We start from the raw sequence: 17242 nt of genomic DNA on the forward strand, positions 1-17242 counted from the left end.
CCGGTCGGCCGGTCGGCCGAACGCCGCGGTCGGCTAGCGGTGACACGGGCGCGCTCGCCGGTACACATCCGCGTAGGCGGCCGCGATGCGGGCCCACGAGCGGTCCTCCAGCGCAGGCTCACCGTCGAGGCTTGCGGTCGCCGCGAGCGCGGAAGTGATGTCGGCAGCGTCCAGCTCGCCGTCGAAGAGGCACACCCACCCGTCGCCGACGGCCGCAGCGATCTCCTCCGTGGAGGTGTTGCGGGGAACGAGCACTGGACGGTTCAGGGAGAGTGCGACCAGCAGGATGCCGGAATTATGCAGATCACGATAAGGGAGGACTACCAACTGCGCCGCCGTGACCTCTGTCACCAGCGCCGCGTCATCGACATGGGCGAGCACCGAGGAGATCCGGTGACCGGCATCCAGTGCGTCGAGCTGTTCCTGCAGCGGGCGGCGCATGCCCGGCCCAGGCTCGCCCACGACCCGAAGCTCCCAGCCCTCCTGTTCCGCCAGTCGGATGAGCCGCGGGACGTTCTTGTACGGCTCGATGCGTCCGATGGCCAGCAACCTTCCGGGCACCCGGTGCGCGGGGGGCAGCTGACCGAACCGCTCGCGATAGTCTCCGTGCGGAATGACCACCTGAGGTATTCCCGGGCGCGGAGGGGTGCCTGCGTTCAGCGCGACACGGACCGCGGCGCCGCCGATGATCCTCTCCACTACGCTCGCCTGTCGGGGGGAGAGCGCCGAGTGTGGCGCGAGGTTGTGGACCGTGTGGACGATGGGTACCCCCCGGGCGCGCCAGCGTCGCAGGAGGATGAGAGTCACGGCGCGCTTGACGGCTCCGACTGCGGGCCAGCGGGAACGGACGAAGAACTCCGGCCAGTGGATGTGAACGACGTCGTAGCGCGCTGCCAGAGCAGCGCGCCAGGAGAAGTACACGAAGTGGATGTCGTCGGGGGTGTCACGGGTGACTTGGTCGATGAACTTGACGGTGGGTCCCGGTGCTCCCACAGATTGCAGCACTCGCATGTCAGGACGCGGCCTTCACACGGGGGCCCCAGCGTCGTCTAAACCGATTCCGTAACGTCGTCGCAGGCGCTGGTCGAGCGATCCTCGCCAGAGCGCGGCCGGCCACAGCAGGAAGAGCGGCTCCCGGCGGTAGAACTTCACCGTCGACACCAGTTCGCGCACGATGGCCCTCATTCGCCAGTTCGCCGGGTCGCGAGACCACCCGTGCACCCACTCGATCCCGCCCGCGACGCCGACGGAGAGGCCGCGTCGCAGCGCGCGCAGCCCGAGCTCGACGTCCTCGTTGTAGAGGAAGTAGGACTCGTCCCACGTTCCGATGGCCTCGAAATCCGCGCGTCGGGCGGCCACGGCGGCCCCGGTGATCCACACGACCCGAGCGTGCTCGCGATCCCCGACCGTGCGCAGATACTGCGCGCGGGTGTCCCGTCGCCCCAGCCGATTGCCGACCTTCCACAGCAGGAACGGCCAGCCTCGCCCGTTGTACTGATAGCACCCGTCGGGGTGGGTGAGCCGGGGGGAGATCAGGCCGCCGTGCAGCGCGAGCAGGCGCCCGATCTCGGTGAGATCCGCGATCTGCACGCGGAGGTCGGGGTTGGCGAAGAGCACCAGATCACCGCAAGCCATTCGAAGGCCCAGGTTGTTGGCGGCAGCGAACCCGACGTTGCGCCCGGTGTGGAATACCCGCGCTCCCAGGCTCTCGGCGATCGCGACGCTGTCGTCGGCGGAGCCATTGTCCACGACGATCCACTCGACGCCGTCCTCCAGACGCAGGTGCGACCAGAAGGTCCGCAGGTCCGGTGCACTGTTGTAGGTCACCGTGATCAGTGACCACATCACGACATCACGATCCCGTGTTCGGGCCAGCGCGACCGCCCCAGCGTGCGAAAGGCTGTTCGGGCCAGCCCCGGCGAGCACTTGGCGGCAGCGCAGGTGACCAGCGTGCGGACATCGGCCGGGTGCCCGCCCAGCAGATCCACCCAGCGCACCCGCCGCGCCAGTTCAGAACTGGTGTCCTCCTCCAGCCGCGCGAATCGCCAGGTCTCCCGAAGGGCTCGCGCGATTATCACGCAGCGGAAGCGGACAGCGGCGCGGCGCAGCGCGCGGGACGTCTCCATGCGCATTACGGATTGGTCGGCGATCGTGAGCAGGCTGAGGAAGTTGGAAGGCTCGGCAACTCCACCGTTGCTGATGGATCCGTCGCGCTGGATGTAGGTGTACAAGGTGTCTCTGACGATCGTCACCGTGCGCAGTCGAGGAAGCACGCGCAGCAGCGCGCCGTGATCGGACTTCGACCGCAGGGCCGGGAAGGGTGCCGGCCCCAGGAGGTCTCGTCGGAAGAGCTTGTTCCAGAGCGCGCCGGTGCCGCGCAACAGACACGCGGCGGCCTTGTCACCGGTGAGCGTCGTCCGCTGCCGATAGCGCACGACCGGTTCGCGCCGGTCGAGCCGGGGGCCGTATCGGTACTCGGCGGAGCAGACCGCCACGTCGGCGTCGGTGGCCTGGATTGCGGAGACCATGAGCTCCACGAATCGATCCGACCAGCCATCGTCGACGTCGGCGAACCAGATGTACTCGCCGGCAGCCGCCTCGGTGCCGCGGTTGCGCGCGGCAGCCACGCCGCGGTTCCCGCTGTTCGCCACCACGCGCAGCCGCGGATCGCTCGCGGCTGCCCGGCGGGCGGTGGCGAGGGTGTCGTCCTCAGATCCGTCGTCGACCACGATCACTTCGATGCGGCGGTATGTCTGTCCGGTCAGCCGGGCCAGCGCTCCCGTCACATGCGCCTCGGCGTTGTATGCGGCGAGGACGATGCTCACGAGGGGTGGGTCGATCATCGAGTCCTCCCGAGTTGCTGCGCCGTGACCGGCGCGGAGGTGAACGCCAGCGGCAGGACGGCCAGCAGCGTCATGAATGGCAGCACCTCGATCGACTGGTAGACGGCGGTCTGGGCGAGGCACGCGGCGGCTCCCGCGCGCACCCAGATGTCTGTGGCGGGGATGGCGCGGACCACCGCGAAGAGCAGCCAATACGTGGCCACCGCGCCGACGAGGCCCAGGTTGAGCAGCTGCTGGAGGACGCTGGACTCGACTACTCCGATCGAGAGGCCGCCGAAGTTCCGCGTGATGTTGGTCACGAGACCCGTGTGGCTGCCCAGCACCAGAGGCGACTGCGTCCACATCTCCACCCCGGCCTGCCACTGCGCCAGACGGCCGACGTTGCCCGTCGACTCGATGTCTAGTGCACTGAGAGCACGATCGAGCACAGGGGACCCCTGAAGGAACAGCAGTGTCCCCGCACCTGCGAGAAGACCGACGATCACGGTCGCCAGACGCGTTGACGCCGTGCGACTGAAGAGCAAGGCGAAGAGCAGGGTGAAGGCGAGGATCATCATGCCCGAACGGGAATAGCTCAGCAGCACACCCATCACGGCGACGCCCGAGCCCAGGATCGCGAGCGCCGAGCGGCCCCGCATCCATACCCCGAAGAGCATAAAAGCAAGAACGGCCAGCACGAGCGGATAGTGGAGGTAGCTTCCGGTCAGACCTGCGGGCCGGACCAGAGCTTCGACCGAGGCCTGGTCCGAGCCCGACGCGAATGACCAGCCCAAGCGCTGCTGCCCCGTCCCGACGGCCACCTGCAACACCACGACGGCGACCCCCGCGGGCGCCACCACCCGGAGGTTGTCGGAGGTCCGGGTGCGGTCCGTGCCCCAGCAGAGCAGGAGACCCAACGCGGAAAAGGTGCCTATGTAGAGCGCCGGCGCCACGATCGACCCGAGATGCCAGGTGTTGACGGTGATGATCGCGGATGCGATGCCGCCGGCGACGAGGGCATAGAGCGCGACGTAGACGCCCCATCGCCGCGCCCTGCCCGGCACGGGGGTGGCGCGAACGCGCAGAACGCCCACGAGCAGCAGTGCGCAGATCAGCTGCACGGCGTAGGCCGGCTGCTTGCCCGTAACGGTCTCGATGGCGCCGCGTGCGGTCACGGCCATCAGCAGCACGAACACCGTCGCAGCCAGGAGCGGCCGGATCGTTGCGGGTCGTCCGGCGACCGGGCCCGTGCGCGCCATGATCGCGACGGTCACGATCTCGCCCCGTTCACGGCATCCGCAAGACGGCGCAGCGCCGCGTCGGCGCGCAGGACCGCGGCGCCGTCGGCCGTCCGCTGAGCGTGGACCAGATCGAGGTAGGGGCCCACCGCGTGCGGAGCGTCGACGGTGACCCCGTCGTGGGCGCACAAGCCTGCCGCCCTCAGCGTGCGGGCGAGCTTGACGTCGGGGTGTCCGATCACGATCGCCGGCGCAGCCCCGTCGACCGCGCCGACAATGAGGCCGTGGACGCGGTTGCCGACGACGACCGCCGCGGCGCTGTACAGTGCGCGCACCTGACGCTCGAGGACGGTGAGGCTTCGGGTGTCCGTCCCCACGTGACGCAGGCCGAGCCTCTGGGCGAGCGCCGCCGTTCCCTCGTGATCGCGCAGAGCCTGGCTCACCGCGACCGGTTCGAGTCCGTGGCGGCGGGACCACGACACGACGGACTGCAGCACCTCGTCCGATGGCAGCGGCCAGTCTGCCCGATACACCAGTGCGACGTAGCGCCGCTCTTCATCCGGTGGCCGCGGGGACAGGGAGAAGGCCCAGTCGGGAGAGACCTCGCCGCGACCGTACATGCGCCGTGATTCTTCATCGCGCCACGTGTTGCGGCGCGCCAATCGTGCCGCGACTTCGTGGCCGACGCTCGCGGGAAGCACGCGATCCCGAGCACCGAGGCCTACTCGGAAGCCGGGATTGCCCACCAAGCGACCCAGCAGCAGGAGCCAAGCCGACGCCACCCCGAGCCCGAACTCGGTGCGACTCGAGGAGATCTCGCCAGGGTTGGACAGGAACCGCGCCCGGCGGGGGCGCAACATGCGCAGTGAAGCAATGAGGAGCCAGCGGGAGAACGAGCGATACAGCGCAGCGTCGGGTGGCAGTTGCAGGGCGGCGAGGTAGTCAGCGGGGGCGTCGCCCACGTAGACATGCCAGCGGTAGTCAGCGCTGAGCGCGTGCACGAAGGCGCGGCGCAGCAGGGCGTCGCCGAGATTGTCGTACTGGCCGGACAAGTACGTGAAGGTTGCTACCCGCGCGGAGGACGCCTGCGCCGGCGCCTCATCCAATGCGGCAGCGGGCGCCGATGACACGATTTCCCCAGATCATCACTTCCCCCAAAGAAGTACCGGTCGCTGCCTCACGGTCGTTGTGAGGCAGGAAGCGCCGTTCGGGACGGCCCGGATGGAGCACACCATAGCAGTAGCCCTCCGCGGCGCAACCGCCGGCTCTGCCCACATGCTCGGGTCGAACTGAATGCTCCCTGGTGAATTGTTGTGCATTTGCTGAAAGACCGATACATTCCGAACACCTGCCCTCCCGAGGGGCAGCGAGTCGTCGCGTCGTGGGGATGCGGCATCTCGAAGAACCCGACGCCCTCCAGCATCCTTTGGGGGATGGGGGCGTCGCTCGTGCCCGTGGGGAGTCACGACATGCGTCAGTCTTTGGTCAATGGGGATCGCAACGACAAGGCGGCACCGCCGCGCTGGTCGCGACGACTGCGAGGCGGTGCAGTCGCCGCGGCGCTTGCGCTCGTGTGCTCCGGGCTGGTGGTGGCCCCGGCAGCAGCGCACGACTACGTGCTGCCCACGTCGCCGGCACAGTGGCCGTCGCCGTACTCTCCGCTGCCGGCTGCGGAGGTGGTCGCCGACAACAGCCAGACTCTGACATTCGACGGTGCGGACCCCGGCCTGCACGATGCTGACGGCCAGGACACCGGGTTCACCGTCGTGCAGCCATCGTCGGCGGAGCAGTCCGTCGCCATCGACCCTACGGCGAAGTATCAGGGCTATTACCTGCCGCAGTTTCTCGACGTCGCCGCCGGCAAGCTCACCATCAGCCCCACGAAGGGCATCGCCTTCTTGACGATGCCGGCCAACGCGAGCGGCAATGATCGGTGGAAGAACACCCAGGACAACACGCTGGGCGTTCCGATTGATCCGGCGGGCAAGAAGCTCCTCTTCACGACCACCGTGTCGATGCCCGCGAACGCATCCGACTCGGCGCAGGGTGGCATCTGGTTCGGCCCGAACGATGACAACTATCTCAAGCTCGTCGTGACGGCCCCGAGTGCCACGACGCGGCAGGTGCAGTTGTCGCGGGAAGTCGCCGGTGTCGCCAACACCAATGCCGGATCGGTCGACCAGGTCAGTGTGAACGTGACGATCCCCGCGTCCACCGCGGTGAATCTCGCTCTCACCGTCGATGCGGTGGCGAACACCGCCTCGGCGACCTACAGCCTCGGCAGCGGCGCGCCCATTTCGGTGGGTTCCGTGGCCGTTCCGGCCAACTTCACCAACGGGGATCTCGTCCCCGCCACCTTTGACACAGCCGACGCGCAGACCAACGGGTTTGCGGGTCTCTTCGCCACGCGTCGCAACATGGCCAACGAGACCGTCGCCGTGCCGTTCGCCTTCGATGACTTCACCGTCGCCGAGCTCGACGCGATCGCACCGGCAGCCCCGGCCGACCTCGTTGTCTCAAGCTCTCTTGACGTGACCGAGCTGCAGTGGAACGCGCCCGCCGACACCGACGTCGCCGGTTATCGCGTCTACCGATCCGCGACGACACCCGTCGCGGCGACGGCGGCGAACCTGCTGACCGGCAATCTGCTCGCCGATGTGAAGTACACCGATGAGCGGGTGTTCGTTGGGCAGTCATGGAACTACGCCGTTCATGCCGTCGACGGTTCGGGCAACGTCTCCCCTGCCGCGACGGGGTCGGCCGTCGTGCCCGCCCCGACGGGAGACCTCGTCGGAAAGTACGACTTCACTACTGCGGCCGGTGCCCTGGCGCCGGGATACACGCGCGACGCCGGTGGCCCGTACAGCGAGGCCGCTGGCTTCGGCTGGGTCACCGTCGACGGTGACGGACCCTTCGACTTCGGCCTCAACGCCCGCGTGCGCACTGAGCTCAACGGGATCACGGACAGCCGTCTGCCCACGCTCATGCACATGCAGTACGGCACCGCCTCATCGACCACGGTGGGCCAAGGGGTCATCAACGAGCAGGGCATGTGGGAACTCGCTGTACCCAATGGCCGATACAACGTCGTGGTCGCCGCCGGCGACACCAGTACAGGCAACTTCGACAGTTCGCACACCCTCGTCGTCGAGGGTGTGACGGCGATCGATCACTTCGCGGGTGCTGCGCCGCTGTACTTCGAACAAGGCGTCGTTCAGGTCGAGGTCACCGACGGCAGACTGACCGTCGCTCCAGGAACCGACGCGACGACCAAGAACACGAAGATCTCCTTCGTTGAGGTCTACGCGATCCCCACCCCGCCTCTCACTGCCGTCGGTGGGCTCTCGGCCGCCCACGACTTCGAGACGGACACCGTTGCGCTGAGCTGGGATGCAGTGGACGGTGCGGAAGGTTACAACGTGTTCCGGAGCACGACGAGCCCGGTCGACACGACTGTGCCGCTGAACGCCGCTCCGCTGACGGAAACTTCCTTCGCCGACGGCGACATCGACCCGGATACGACGTATCACTACACGGTCGTCGCGGTCTCCGCCGCTGCACCCGACTCCGCCCCCGCCACCGAGGTGAGCGTGACCGTGCCAACCGAGCCCGTCGTCGTGGAGCCCCCGGCCGCACCGAGCGGAGTGTCGGCAGTCGCCGACACGGACAGCGTGCTGCTTACGTGGACCGCCGTCGCGGACGCCACGGGCTACCGGGTCTACCGTGCGCAGACGCCGACCATCTCCACCGCAGGTGAGCCGCTCGCGCAGACCGCCGCCGGGACGACCTCGTTCGACGACCTGACGGCCGCCGCCGGCACCATCTACTACTACGTCGTGCTGACAGAGGCGGATGCCGATGGAGCGACTGTCGTGTCGCCCGCCTCCGCAGTGGTCTCGGCGACCGTCGGCCAGACGCCGGCGCCCGGCGCGTGTGAGGCGTCGGAGTGGTCGGTGGATTACTTCGCCGGTTCGAAGCTGGCCGGTGCGCCGGTGGCGGAGCTGTGTGCGGGAGAGATCGACCAGGCGTTCGCTTCGGGTGTGTCGCCGGCGTCGGGTGTGTCGTCGACGTACTACTCGGCCCGGTTCTCCAAGACGATCGACGAGGGCGCGGGGACGTATGTGTTCACTGCGGTCCACGACGACGGTGTACGGGTGTTCGTCGACGGTGAGCAGCTCATCGGGGCGTGGTTCAACCACAGTGGTCAGGTTCCCAAGGTCGCGTCGGTGAACCTCGACGACGGTCCTCACGAGATCGTGGTGGAGTACTACCAGGCCACCGGTGACGCCAAGCTCAACGTCTCCTACGAGCGGACAGCTGCGGGGACGTGTGAGGCGTCGGAGTGGTCGGTGGATTACTTCGCCGGTTCGAAGCTGGCCGGTGCGCCGGTGGCGGAGCTGTGTGCGGGAGAGATCGACCAGGCGTTCGCTTCGGGTGTGTCGCCGGCGTCGGGTGTGTCGTCGACGTACTACTCGGCCCGGTTCTCCAAGACGATCGACGAGGGCGCGGGGACGTATGTGTTCACTGCGGTCCACGACGACGGTGTACGGGTGTTCGTCGACGGTGAGCAGCTCATCGGGGCGTGGTTCAACCACAGTGGTCAGGTTCCCAAGGTCGCGTCGGTGAACCTCGACGACGGTCCTCACGAGATCGTGGTGGAGTACTACCAGGCCACCGGTGACGCCAAGCTCAACGTCTCCTACGAGCGGACAGCTGCGGGGACGTGTGAGGCGTCGGAGTGGTCGGTGGATTACTTCGCCGGTTCGAAGCTGGCCGGTGCGCCGGTGGCGGAGCTGTGTGCGGGAGAGATCGACCAGGCGTTCGCTTCGGGTGTGTCGCCGGCGTCGGGTGTGTCGTCGACGTACTACTCGGCCCGGTTCTCCAAGACGATCGACGAGGGCGCGGGGACGTATGTGTTCACTGCGGTCCACGACGACGGTGTACGGGTGTTCGTCGACGGTGAGCAGCTCATCGGGGCGTGGTTCAACCACAGTGGTCAGGTTCCCAAGGTCGCGTCGGTGAACCTCGACGACGGTCCTCACGAGATCGTGGTGGAGTACTACCAGGCCACCGGTGACGCCAAGCTCAACGTCTCCTACGAGCGGACAGCTGCGGGGACGTGTGAGGCGTCGGAGTGGTCGGTGGATTACTTCGCCGGTTCGAAGCTGGCCGGTGCGCCGGTGGCGGAGCTGTGTGCGGGAGAGATCGACCAGGCGTTCGCTTCGGGTGTGTCGCCGGCGTCGGGTGTGTCGTCGACGTACTACTCGGCCCGGTTCTCCAAGACGATCGACGAGGGCGCGGGGACGTATGTGTTCACTGCGGTCCACGACGACGGTGTACGGGTGTTCGTCGACGGTGAGCAGCTCATCGGGGCGTGGTTCAACCACAGTGGTCAGGTTCCCAAGGTCGCGTCGGTGAACCTCGACGACGGTCCTCACGAGATCGTGGTGGAGTACTACCAGGCCACCGGTGACGCCAAGCTCAACGTCTCCTACGAGCGGAGCGGTGCTGCCGACACGACACCGCCGGCGCCGCCCAGCGACGTGGCCGCGACAGCAACGGACAACTCCCGGCTGGCGCTCAGCTGGGACGCGAGCGTCTCGACCGATGTCGCCGGGTACAACCTCTACCGCTCGACGCAGCCCGGCGTCGCGCTGACCGCAGCGAACAAGCGCAACGTGTCCCCGATCACCGGCAGCGAGTACCTCGACATCGTCGACGCCGACACCACGTACTACTACGTGATGACGGCAGTCGACCAGGCCGGAAACGAATCGGTCGCATCGGGGGAGACCAGCGGGGTGTTCGTGTCCGCGCCGGACGAGGAGGCCCCGTCCGCGCCGACCGGCCTGACAGCGGTAAACGGCGACGCCGAGGTGACCCTCACGTGGACCGCTCCGGCGGCTACGGACCTGGCCGGCTATCGCGTCTATCGCTCGCTCGAGTCGGGCGCATTCCTCGGCGACGTCGTCGCATCGGGCGACCAGCTCGTTGTCGCGACCACGTGGCTGGATGCGGATGCCGACAACGGCACGACCTACTTCTACCAGGTCACCGCCGTGGACGCCTCGGGCAATGAGTCGTCACCGTCGAACGAGGCGTACGAGACCCCGCGTGAGGCAAACAACGTCGACATCAAGGTGGACTTCACCGCAACGAACGCGGTCCCCGCCGCCGGCTACCTCGCCGACTGGGGGCAGCCGTTCGGGCCGCGTTCGAGCGCCGGTCAGGGGGCCGGCTACTCGTTCGGATGGACGGACGAGGACGGCCACGCGGTGTCGCTGGTCGGAAACGGCCGGGATCGCGGGCGCGCGGGCGTGGATCCGCGTCTGGACTCGATCGTCCACATGCAGTACGGCGACGTCGACGGTGGCAACGGCGCGAACGGCGTCAAGGTCGACGGGCAGTGGGAGCTCGCGCTCCCGGGCGGGCTCTACCAGGTGATCGTCGCGGTCGGAGACGAGGCGGGCGCCGATTCGTACGATTCGCAACACGTCGTCAACGTCGAGGGGGCCCTCGCTATCAACGGGTTCCAGGGCTCTGCCGCGCAGGAGTACACCACCTACACAACGACCGTCGGCGTCTGGGACGGGCGGCTCACCCTCGATGCGCGCGGCGGGTTCAATTCGAAGATCGCCTACGTCGACGTCGTCGGGGTCGCGTTCGAGCAGCCGCACGTGACCACGATCTCGCCCGAGAACCGTGAGACGGCGGCCGACCCCCAGGGCGGCGTCGCCGCGAACTTCGCGAAGGTGCATGCGGGCGCCGGTGTGGACAACGCCTCGATGATCGGCAACGTCCGGGTCTTCAAGGTCGCCGACGGAACCGAGGTGGCCGGCACGGTCAACAGCTCTGGCGGCAACGACACGATCAACTTCTATCCGGACGGCGGGTTCCTTCCGAACACCATGTACCGCGTCGAGATCGGAGTGGGGGTCAAGGACCTGTTCGGCAACTCCTTCCTCCCCTTCTCGTCGGTGTTCACCACGGGGGCCGGGGTGATCATCGGTGGCGATGAGTTCACTCCGCTGACGAACGTCGCGTTCGAGAAGGTGGAGATCACCCTCCCGGGTGTCAACAAGTTTTGGGCGTCGTTCGCCTTCGGCCCCGACGGCAAGCTGTACGGCTCGACCATCGGGCAGGGACTGTACCGGTTCACGGTGAACGCCGACGGGACGCTGTCGAACATGGAGAACCTCGGCTACGCCGGTTACGCCATGGTCGGCCTGCTGTGGGACAAGAGCTCCACGGCGAGCGACATGAAGCTGTGGGTCACGAAGACCTCGGCGAACGTGGGCAACGAGCAGGCACAGTTCATCAGCGGCATCAGCCTGCTGACCGGACCCAACCTGCAGAACGAGAAGAAGGTGTTCACGGGGCTGCCGCGGTCCCAGTCCGACCACCTGACGAACTCGATGGTCTACGGCCCCAACGACGACATCCTCGTCCTGCAGGGGTCGAACCAGGCCGCCGGCGACCTCGACAGCTCGTGGGGTCAGCGCGGCGAGCAAGTGCTGACGGCCGCGCTGCTCTACTTCGACGCCGAGCACCCGCGGGTCCAGGCCGCGGTCTCCGACGCTGAAGGCGACAATCCCCAACTGGTGCAGACGGCATCCTCCGGGCTCGCCGGTGAGAACGCGGCGAACGGCTACTCCGCCGCTGCGCCGTACAACCCCTATGCAGCCGATGCCCCGCTGAAGATCTACGCGACGGGCATTCGCAACGCCTACGACCTGACCTATCACTCCAACGGTCACATCTACGTGGCCACCAACGGCACGGCAGGCGGCGGCAACTCGCCGGGCGTGACGTACAACCAAGGCACCGGAGCGTTCACCCGCGTCGCAGCCCCGGGCATCCCCGGCTTCAGCTCGGTCAACGGCCAGGACCTGACTGCAGCATGCCAGGCCCGCGTCGCCCGGACGGCCGCGGACCCGACGGTGCCGGACTACCAGCCGACGTCGGTGCCGGCCGTCGCCAACCACCCGACGCAACGTGACCACCTGTATGACGTCCAGAAGGGCTGGTACTACGGCCACCCCAACCCCACCCGGTGCGAGTTCGTGCTTCATGAGGGCAACGACTCCGCCAACCCGCCGAAGTCGGCGGGCCAGGGCGGATCCAAGTACGCGCTGGGTGTGAAGGCCGAGTCCAACTATGGCGGGATCGCCTATGACTTCGAGTTCAACAAGAGCCCGAACGGCACCATCGAGTACCAGAGCAAGACGTTCGGCGGACAGCTGGAGAACCGCATCGTCGTCGTGCGCTTCTCGAACAACAACGACCTCATCTTCCTGCAGGCCGACAGCGTAAGCGGGGAGATCCTGGGTGGTCAGACCGAGGTGGGCATCACCGGCGTCGCCAACTCGACGATCGGCGGGGTCGGCGGGTTCAACGACCCGCTCGAGGTGGTGGAGGACACTCGTAACGGCAACCTTTATCTGAACCAGTACGACCGTGCCGGGAATCAGCAGAAGCTTTACCTGCTGCGCGTTCCGGCCAATCAGCAGGCGGCGAAGGTCAGCGTCGACAAGAGCGAACTGGTGATGTCGGCTGTCACCAGCAACGGCCCTCTCGTGGACTCGACCGCAGCGCACCGCACGGACGCGGAGTCGATCACGGTGACTAACTCCTCGACCGAGGGGCAGTCGCTCAGCGTCACCGTCGGCGGGGCTAACGCCTCGGAGTTCGCGGTGCAGGGGACGGTGCCCGCGTCGCTGGCCCCCGGAGCCTCGGCGACGTTCACCGTGCGCTTCACCCCAGGCACCACGGCAGGCAACCGCTCCGCGGTGCTCACGGTGGGCGGGAACTCCTCCGCGGTGTCCGTCGGTCTGCACGGACTGGCCATGAGCGGCATCCAGGGCGGCTACGAGCCGACATTCGCCCAAGTCGTCACGACGCTCGGGCATAACATCAACGTCGGCTGGACCAACCTGGCCGGCGGCATGCAGCCGGTGGCTAAGGGCGACGAGGTGCTGGAGCCGCTGTTCGTCAAGGCCGGTTCGGCGAACGTCACCTGGAAGCCGCTGGCCCACTACGCGCCGGCGGACTCGGTCACCTTCGGGTGGTACACCGGCGACGGCACGGCGGCACAGCGCACACCGCTGGGCACGATGGACGGGACCAAGAGCGGGGGCTACCAGTCCCTGCTGCCCCCCACCGGTACCGGATCGACGATGTCGTTCGATCCCGGCCAGTCGGAGTTCGGGCTCTTCTATTTCTCGCCCTACTTCAGCCGCTACGGGTTCACCGAGGATCGGCTGAACTCGCCGGCCGCCAGCGCGCACCGGGCGCGGGTGTACCCCGCAAAGAACCGCAACGGCGTCACCATCCCGAACAGCTACATCGTCGCCTTCGAGGATGCCGACAACGGCGATTACCAGGACTACGTCTTCCTGGTGAGTGGTTTGAAGCCGGTCACCGACACCGGCTCCGGCGGGGAAGCGGTCAAGGTCGACTTCACGACGGCCTCCGGTGACCTCGCCGCCGGGTACCTGCGCGACTTCGGACAGGCTTTCGGGCCCCGCGCGGGGGCCGGTCAGGGCAGCGGCCTGACCTTCGGCTGGAAGAACGTCGATACCGAGGACGACATCGACATCTCGGTGGGCGGCACCACGAACGTCGGCAACGGCCGCGACCGCAACACCGCGCAAGCCGACGTGCGCCTGGACAGCTTCATGCACATGCAGCCCGAGTCTGTGCCCTCCTTCAACGGGACGGCGGTCGACTCCTACTGGGAGATGCAGCTCCCCAACGGCGACTACGAGGTGACCATCGGTGTCGGCGATCCCGCCGTCAACTCCGATCCGGAGATCCACGCGGTCGACGTCGAGGGGATCAACGTCGTGAGCGCCTTCACGCCGTCCGGGACGGCAGGCTCCAACGGCCGGCACAAGATCTCCACCGGCGTCGTCACGGTCGCGGACGGTCACCTGACCGTGATGGGGTCGGGCGTGAACACCAAGATCGGGTTCATCGACATCGTCCCCACCGACGACGCGACCAATCCGGGCGGCGACGACCCGTCGGACGGAGCGCAGGTGAAGGTTCGCTTCCAGCCGGAATCGGCGCCGCTCTTGGACGGATGGACGGCAGAGACCGGTACGGCGTTCTCGACGCAACGTGGCTACGGCTGGTTCAACGCGGCGACCGATCAGCCGGTCGACCGCCCCGCGGCCACGCGGTACCGCACCGCGCCGCTCGTCGGCGTCGCGTATCCGACCGATGAGAGACTCAAGACCTTTGGGTTCCTCGACAACTCGACGCAGCCGACCTATACCAACGGCTACTGGGAGTACGTGCTGCCCAACGGCACCTATGAGGTGGGAGTGTCCGTCGGCGACGCCAACTACATCGACTCGACGCACGGCGTCCTGGTGGAGGGGCAGCCGGTCATCAACGGATTCGTTCCGACGGCTGCGACGCCCTTCCAGACCGGTGTCCGCACGGTCACCGTCACCGACGGGCGCCTCACGATCAGCAACAGCGGCACGAACACCAAGGTGAACTGGGTGTCGATCAAGGGAGACGGGCTCACACCCACCGACCCGACGAGCGTGGCGAGGTACAGCTTCCGACCCGCCTCGGCCCCTGTTCCCTCCGGCTGGACCGCGGACACCGGGACGGCGTACAGCACGATCGCCGGTCACGGGTGGCTGGTGGACGGCATTCCCGCCGACCGGTCGGACATGACGCGCCTGCGCACGTCGCCGGCCGGAGACCCCACGCGCCAGGGCATGATTCTGATGCAACGAATGACGACCTCAGGCGGCGTCGCCATCGTCAGCTCGACGGGCGTATGGGAACGCGCCTTGGCGAACGGGACATACACCGTCACCGCGTCGGTCGGTGACGCGGACTTCACCGATTCCGTGCACGGCCTCACCGCGGAGGGGACACAGCTGATCACCGGTTTCACACCTACCAGCGGCACGATGTTCACCACGGGCACCGCAGAAGTGACGGTGACCGACGGAAAGCTCACGCTGCAGCCGACTGGCTTGAACACCAAGCTGAACTGGGTGACCATCAGCGGCACCGCGATTACCGCCCCGAGCGTCGTCGTCAATGTCAACGGCGTGCCGGTGCAAGACGAGGCGGAGACGGGGGAGGCGATCGTCACCGCCTCGGCGGTCGCGGCATCCGGAGCGTCCATCACCTCGTTCACGTACTCCGTCAACGCAGGAGCACCCCAGGCGTATGGTTCGCCGATCTCGCTCAGCACTCCAGGCGACTACGTGCTGGTGTTCGAGGCCACCGACTCGACGGGCAAGATCACCGCGCGCACGGTGGAGTTGACCGTTCTGAACATCGGCGGCGCGCTCAAGCTGACGAACACGCAGGTGCCCCGTCAAGTGGACGGCTCACCGCTGCCCGGGCTGCAAGACGACGTCGTCGTGCTGCACCGCATGAATTCTGGCACCACGTCAGGCGGCACGCTGCTGTACCGCACGTATGAGAGCGCGACGCTCAACCTGACCAACACCGGAACGAAGGACCTGCGGGTCACCTCGCTCGCCCTCGGCGGGGCCCAGCCCGGCCAGTTCGAGCTGGTCAACCCCCCAACGCTGCCGTTCACGATCGCGCCGGGCGGCACGCAGTCGCTGTCGGTCGCGTTCACCGCCAACAGCGGGGCGAAGGGCGTGCGGACGGCGACCCTGACGATCGCCTCGAGCGATCCGGCTGCCGCGGCGCGCGTCGTGCAGCTGCGCGGCGGCTACATGACCGCCCCGGAGGGGAACAGCGAGTTGTCGTTGGAGCAGATCTTCCAGCTGTTCAACAGCTCCACGACGTCAGGCAGCGCCGGCTTGGGCCTCGGAAACGGATCGGAGCTCCCGGGCGCCGCCCTGGACGGTGAGGAGCATCGCTCGGCGCTGTGGCGGCGTATGGACACCACGAAGCCCGTACAGGCCGTGCAGCTGGCGGCATTCCATGGCCAGGGCGGCGCGGAGACGTTCACCGTGGGCAACCTGTCAGCCTCGATGACCGGACTCGACGCGCAGTCGGTGTATCCCAAGACGGGGGCGGGAGCGCTGACGGCGATCAACGGGGTGCCCAACGCCGCCACCTTCGCGCTGGGTGTCAGCGGCAAGCTCACCAGTCGCACCGATTACATCGCGGTCAAGACGTGGCCGGTCAAGAACGCCGCCGGCGCGATCATTCCGGGCGCCTGGTTCATCGGGCATGACTACGTCAGCTCGGGTGGGGGTCCCACCTCAGGGGGTGGCTGTGGCAACGGCGCGACTAACTGTGACTTCCAGGACAACGTCTACCTTGTCACCAACGTCCTGCCGGTCACCGGGGATGCCACGCCTCCGGCTGCCCCAGCGGCGCCGACGGGCTCGGCGGATGCCACGGGCGTGAACCTCTCATGGCCCGCGGCGACCTCGGGTGACGTGATCGGCTACCGCGTTGAGCGGTCGGCGACTGCCGGTGGCACCTACACCGTGGTCAGCGGCGGCGGGTTGGTGGTGGGGACCGTCTTCCGTGACGCCGCCGCTGCCCCGGCCGCGACGACCCACTACCGTGTCGTCGCGGTGGATGCCACCGGCAATGCAACCCCGGGTGCTTCCGCCCCGGTGGACACGTCGGCTCTCGCAATGGCACCCATCCGCATCAACGCCGGCGGCGGGGCGGTGACGCTCAACGGCGTGAACTGGCAGGCGGACACCTTCTTCGCCGGTGGGAAGACGTACTCCAACACGCAGGTGACGCAGATCGCCGGCACCAACGACGATCTGCTCTACCAGTCGGAGCGCAGTTCGACCACGGACCAGGGCACGTTCAGTTACGCCGTCCCGGTTCCCGCGTCAGGCAACTACCAGGTCGTGCTCCACTTCGCGGAGATCTACCACGGCGCGACCGGCGGCGGCGCCGGCGGCGCCGGTAAGCGCGTGTTCTCCGTCAACATGGAGGGCGGTCCGGTCGAAGTGGTCAACCTCGACCTCAACGCCAAGGTCGCTCCGATGACCGCTTACGCCGAGACCCGCACGATCGCCGTGACGGATGGCACCCTGAACCTCGCGTTCACGGCCTCGGTCAACCAGCCCAAGGTTTCCGCCATCGAGGTGATCCACGTTCCCTGAGCGCGCCTCGCCCGGCTCATGACCGGCCCGCTCACCCTTCGGCCACCCAGATGCCAGGGGCGGGCGGGCTCCTGACCGCCGCCGTTCACCGGGCCTC

6 protein-coding genes are annotated in these 17242 nt (G+C 67.7%); 1 reads left to right on the forward strand and 5 read right to left on the reverse strand.

Annotated features, from left to right (window positions below; genetic code table 11):
- Positions 1 to 33: 33 nt before the first annotated feature.
- Genes QNO21_RS00140 through QNO21_RS00160 form a run of 5 tightly spaced genes read right to left on the reverse strand, consistent with a single transcriptional unit; the run spans position 34 to position 5112 of the window.
- Positions 34 to 1011: a glycosyltransferase family protein gene (locus tag QNO21_RS00140; RefSeq protein ID WP_257518663.1), complete on the reverse strand. Its 978-nt coding sequence runs from the start codon at positions 1009 to 1011 to the stop codon at positions 34 to 36.
- A 15-nt stretch (positions 1012 to 1026) separates the two neighbouring features.
- Positions 1027 to 1845 carry a glycosyltransferase gene (locus QNO21_RS00145; protein WP_257515145.1) on the reverse strand — a complete coding sequence of 273 codons (819 nt, stop codon included), beginning with the start codon at positions 1843 to 1845 and terminating at the stop codon, positions 1027 to 1029.
- Positions 1845 to 2843 carry a glycosyltransferase family 2 protein gene (locus tag QNO21_RS00150; RefSeq protein WP_257518664.1) on the reverse strand — a complete coding sequence of 333 codons (999 nt, stop codon included), beginning with the start codon at positions 2841 to 2843 and terminating at the stop codon, positions 1845 to 1847. Before QNO21_RS00150 ends, QNO21_RS00145 begins: the two co-directional genes overlap by 1 nt.
- Complete coding sequence (locus QNO21_RS00155) at positions 2840 to 4096, reverse strand: O-antigen ligase family protein (protein WP_257518665.1); 1257 nt, start codon at positions 4094 to 4096, stop codon at positions 2840 to 2842. The genes QNO21_RS00150 and QNO21_RS00155 overlap by 4 nt, the downstream gene beginning before the upstream one ends.
- Positions 4093 to 5112 (reverse strand): polysaccharide pyruvyl transferase family protein, encoded by a 1020-nt coding sequence (locus QNO21_RS00160; RefSeq protein ID WP_257518666.1) that lies wholly within the window; start codon positions 5110 to 5112, stop codon positions 4093 to 4095. Before QNO21_RS00160 ends, QNO21_RS00155 begins: the two co-directional genes overlap by 4 nt.
- A 417-nt stretch (positions 5113 to 5529) precedes the next feature.
- Here QNO21_RS00160 and QNO21_RS00165 point away from each other — a divergent pair, with 417 nt between their 5' ends.
- Positions 5530 to 17145 carry a PA14 domain-containing protein gene (locus tag QNO21_RS00165; protein WP_285178402.1) on the forward strand — a complete coding sequence of 3872 codons (11616 nt, stop codon included), beginning with the start codon at positions 5530 to 5532 and terminating at the stop codon, positions 17143 to 17145.
- Positions 17146 to 17242 lie beyond the last annotated feature (97 nt).

It is taken from the genome of Microbacterium sp. zg-Y818 (genome assembly GCF_030246905.1).
Taxonomy (GTDB): Bacteria; Actinomycetota; Actinomycetes; order Actinomycetales; family Microbacteriaceae; genus Microbacterium.

What these genes read in the sequence shown, in the direction of transcription:
- QNO21_RS00140 (WP_257518663.1), bottom strand. Translation starts at nt 1,011, where the DNA reads ATGCGAGTGCTGCAATCTGTGGGAGCACCGGGACCCACCGTCAAGTTC.
- QNO21_RS00145 (WP_257515145.1), bottom strand. Translation starts at nt 1,845, where the DNA reads ATGTGGTCACTGATCACGGTGACCTACAACAGTGCACCGGACCTGCGG.
- QNO21_RS00150 (WP_257518664.1), bottom strand. Translation starts at nt 2,843, where the DNA reads ATGATCGACCCACCCCTCGTGAGCATCGTCCTCGCCGCATACAACGCC.
- QNO21_RS00165 (WP_285178402.1), top strand. Translation starts at nt 5,530, where the DNA reads ATGCGTCAGTCTTTGGTCAATGGGGATCGCAACGACAAGGCGGCACCG.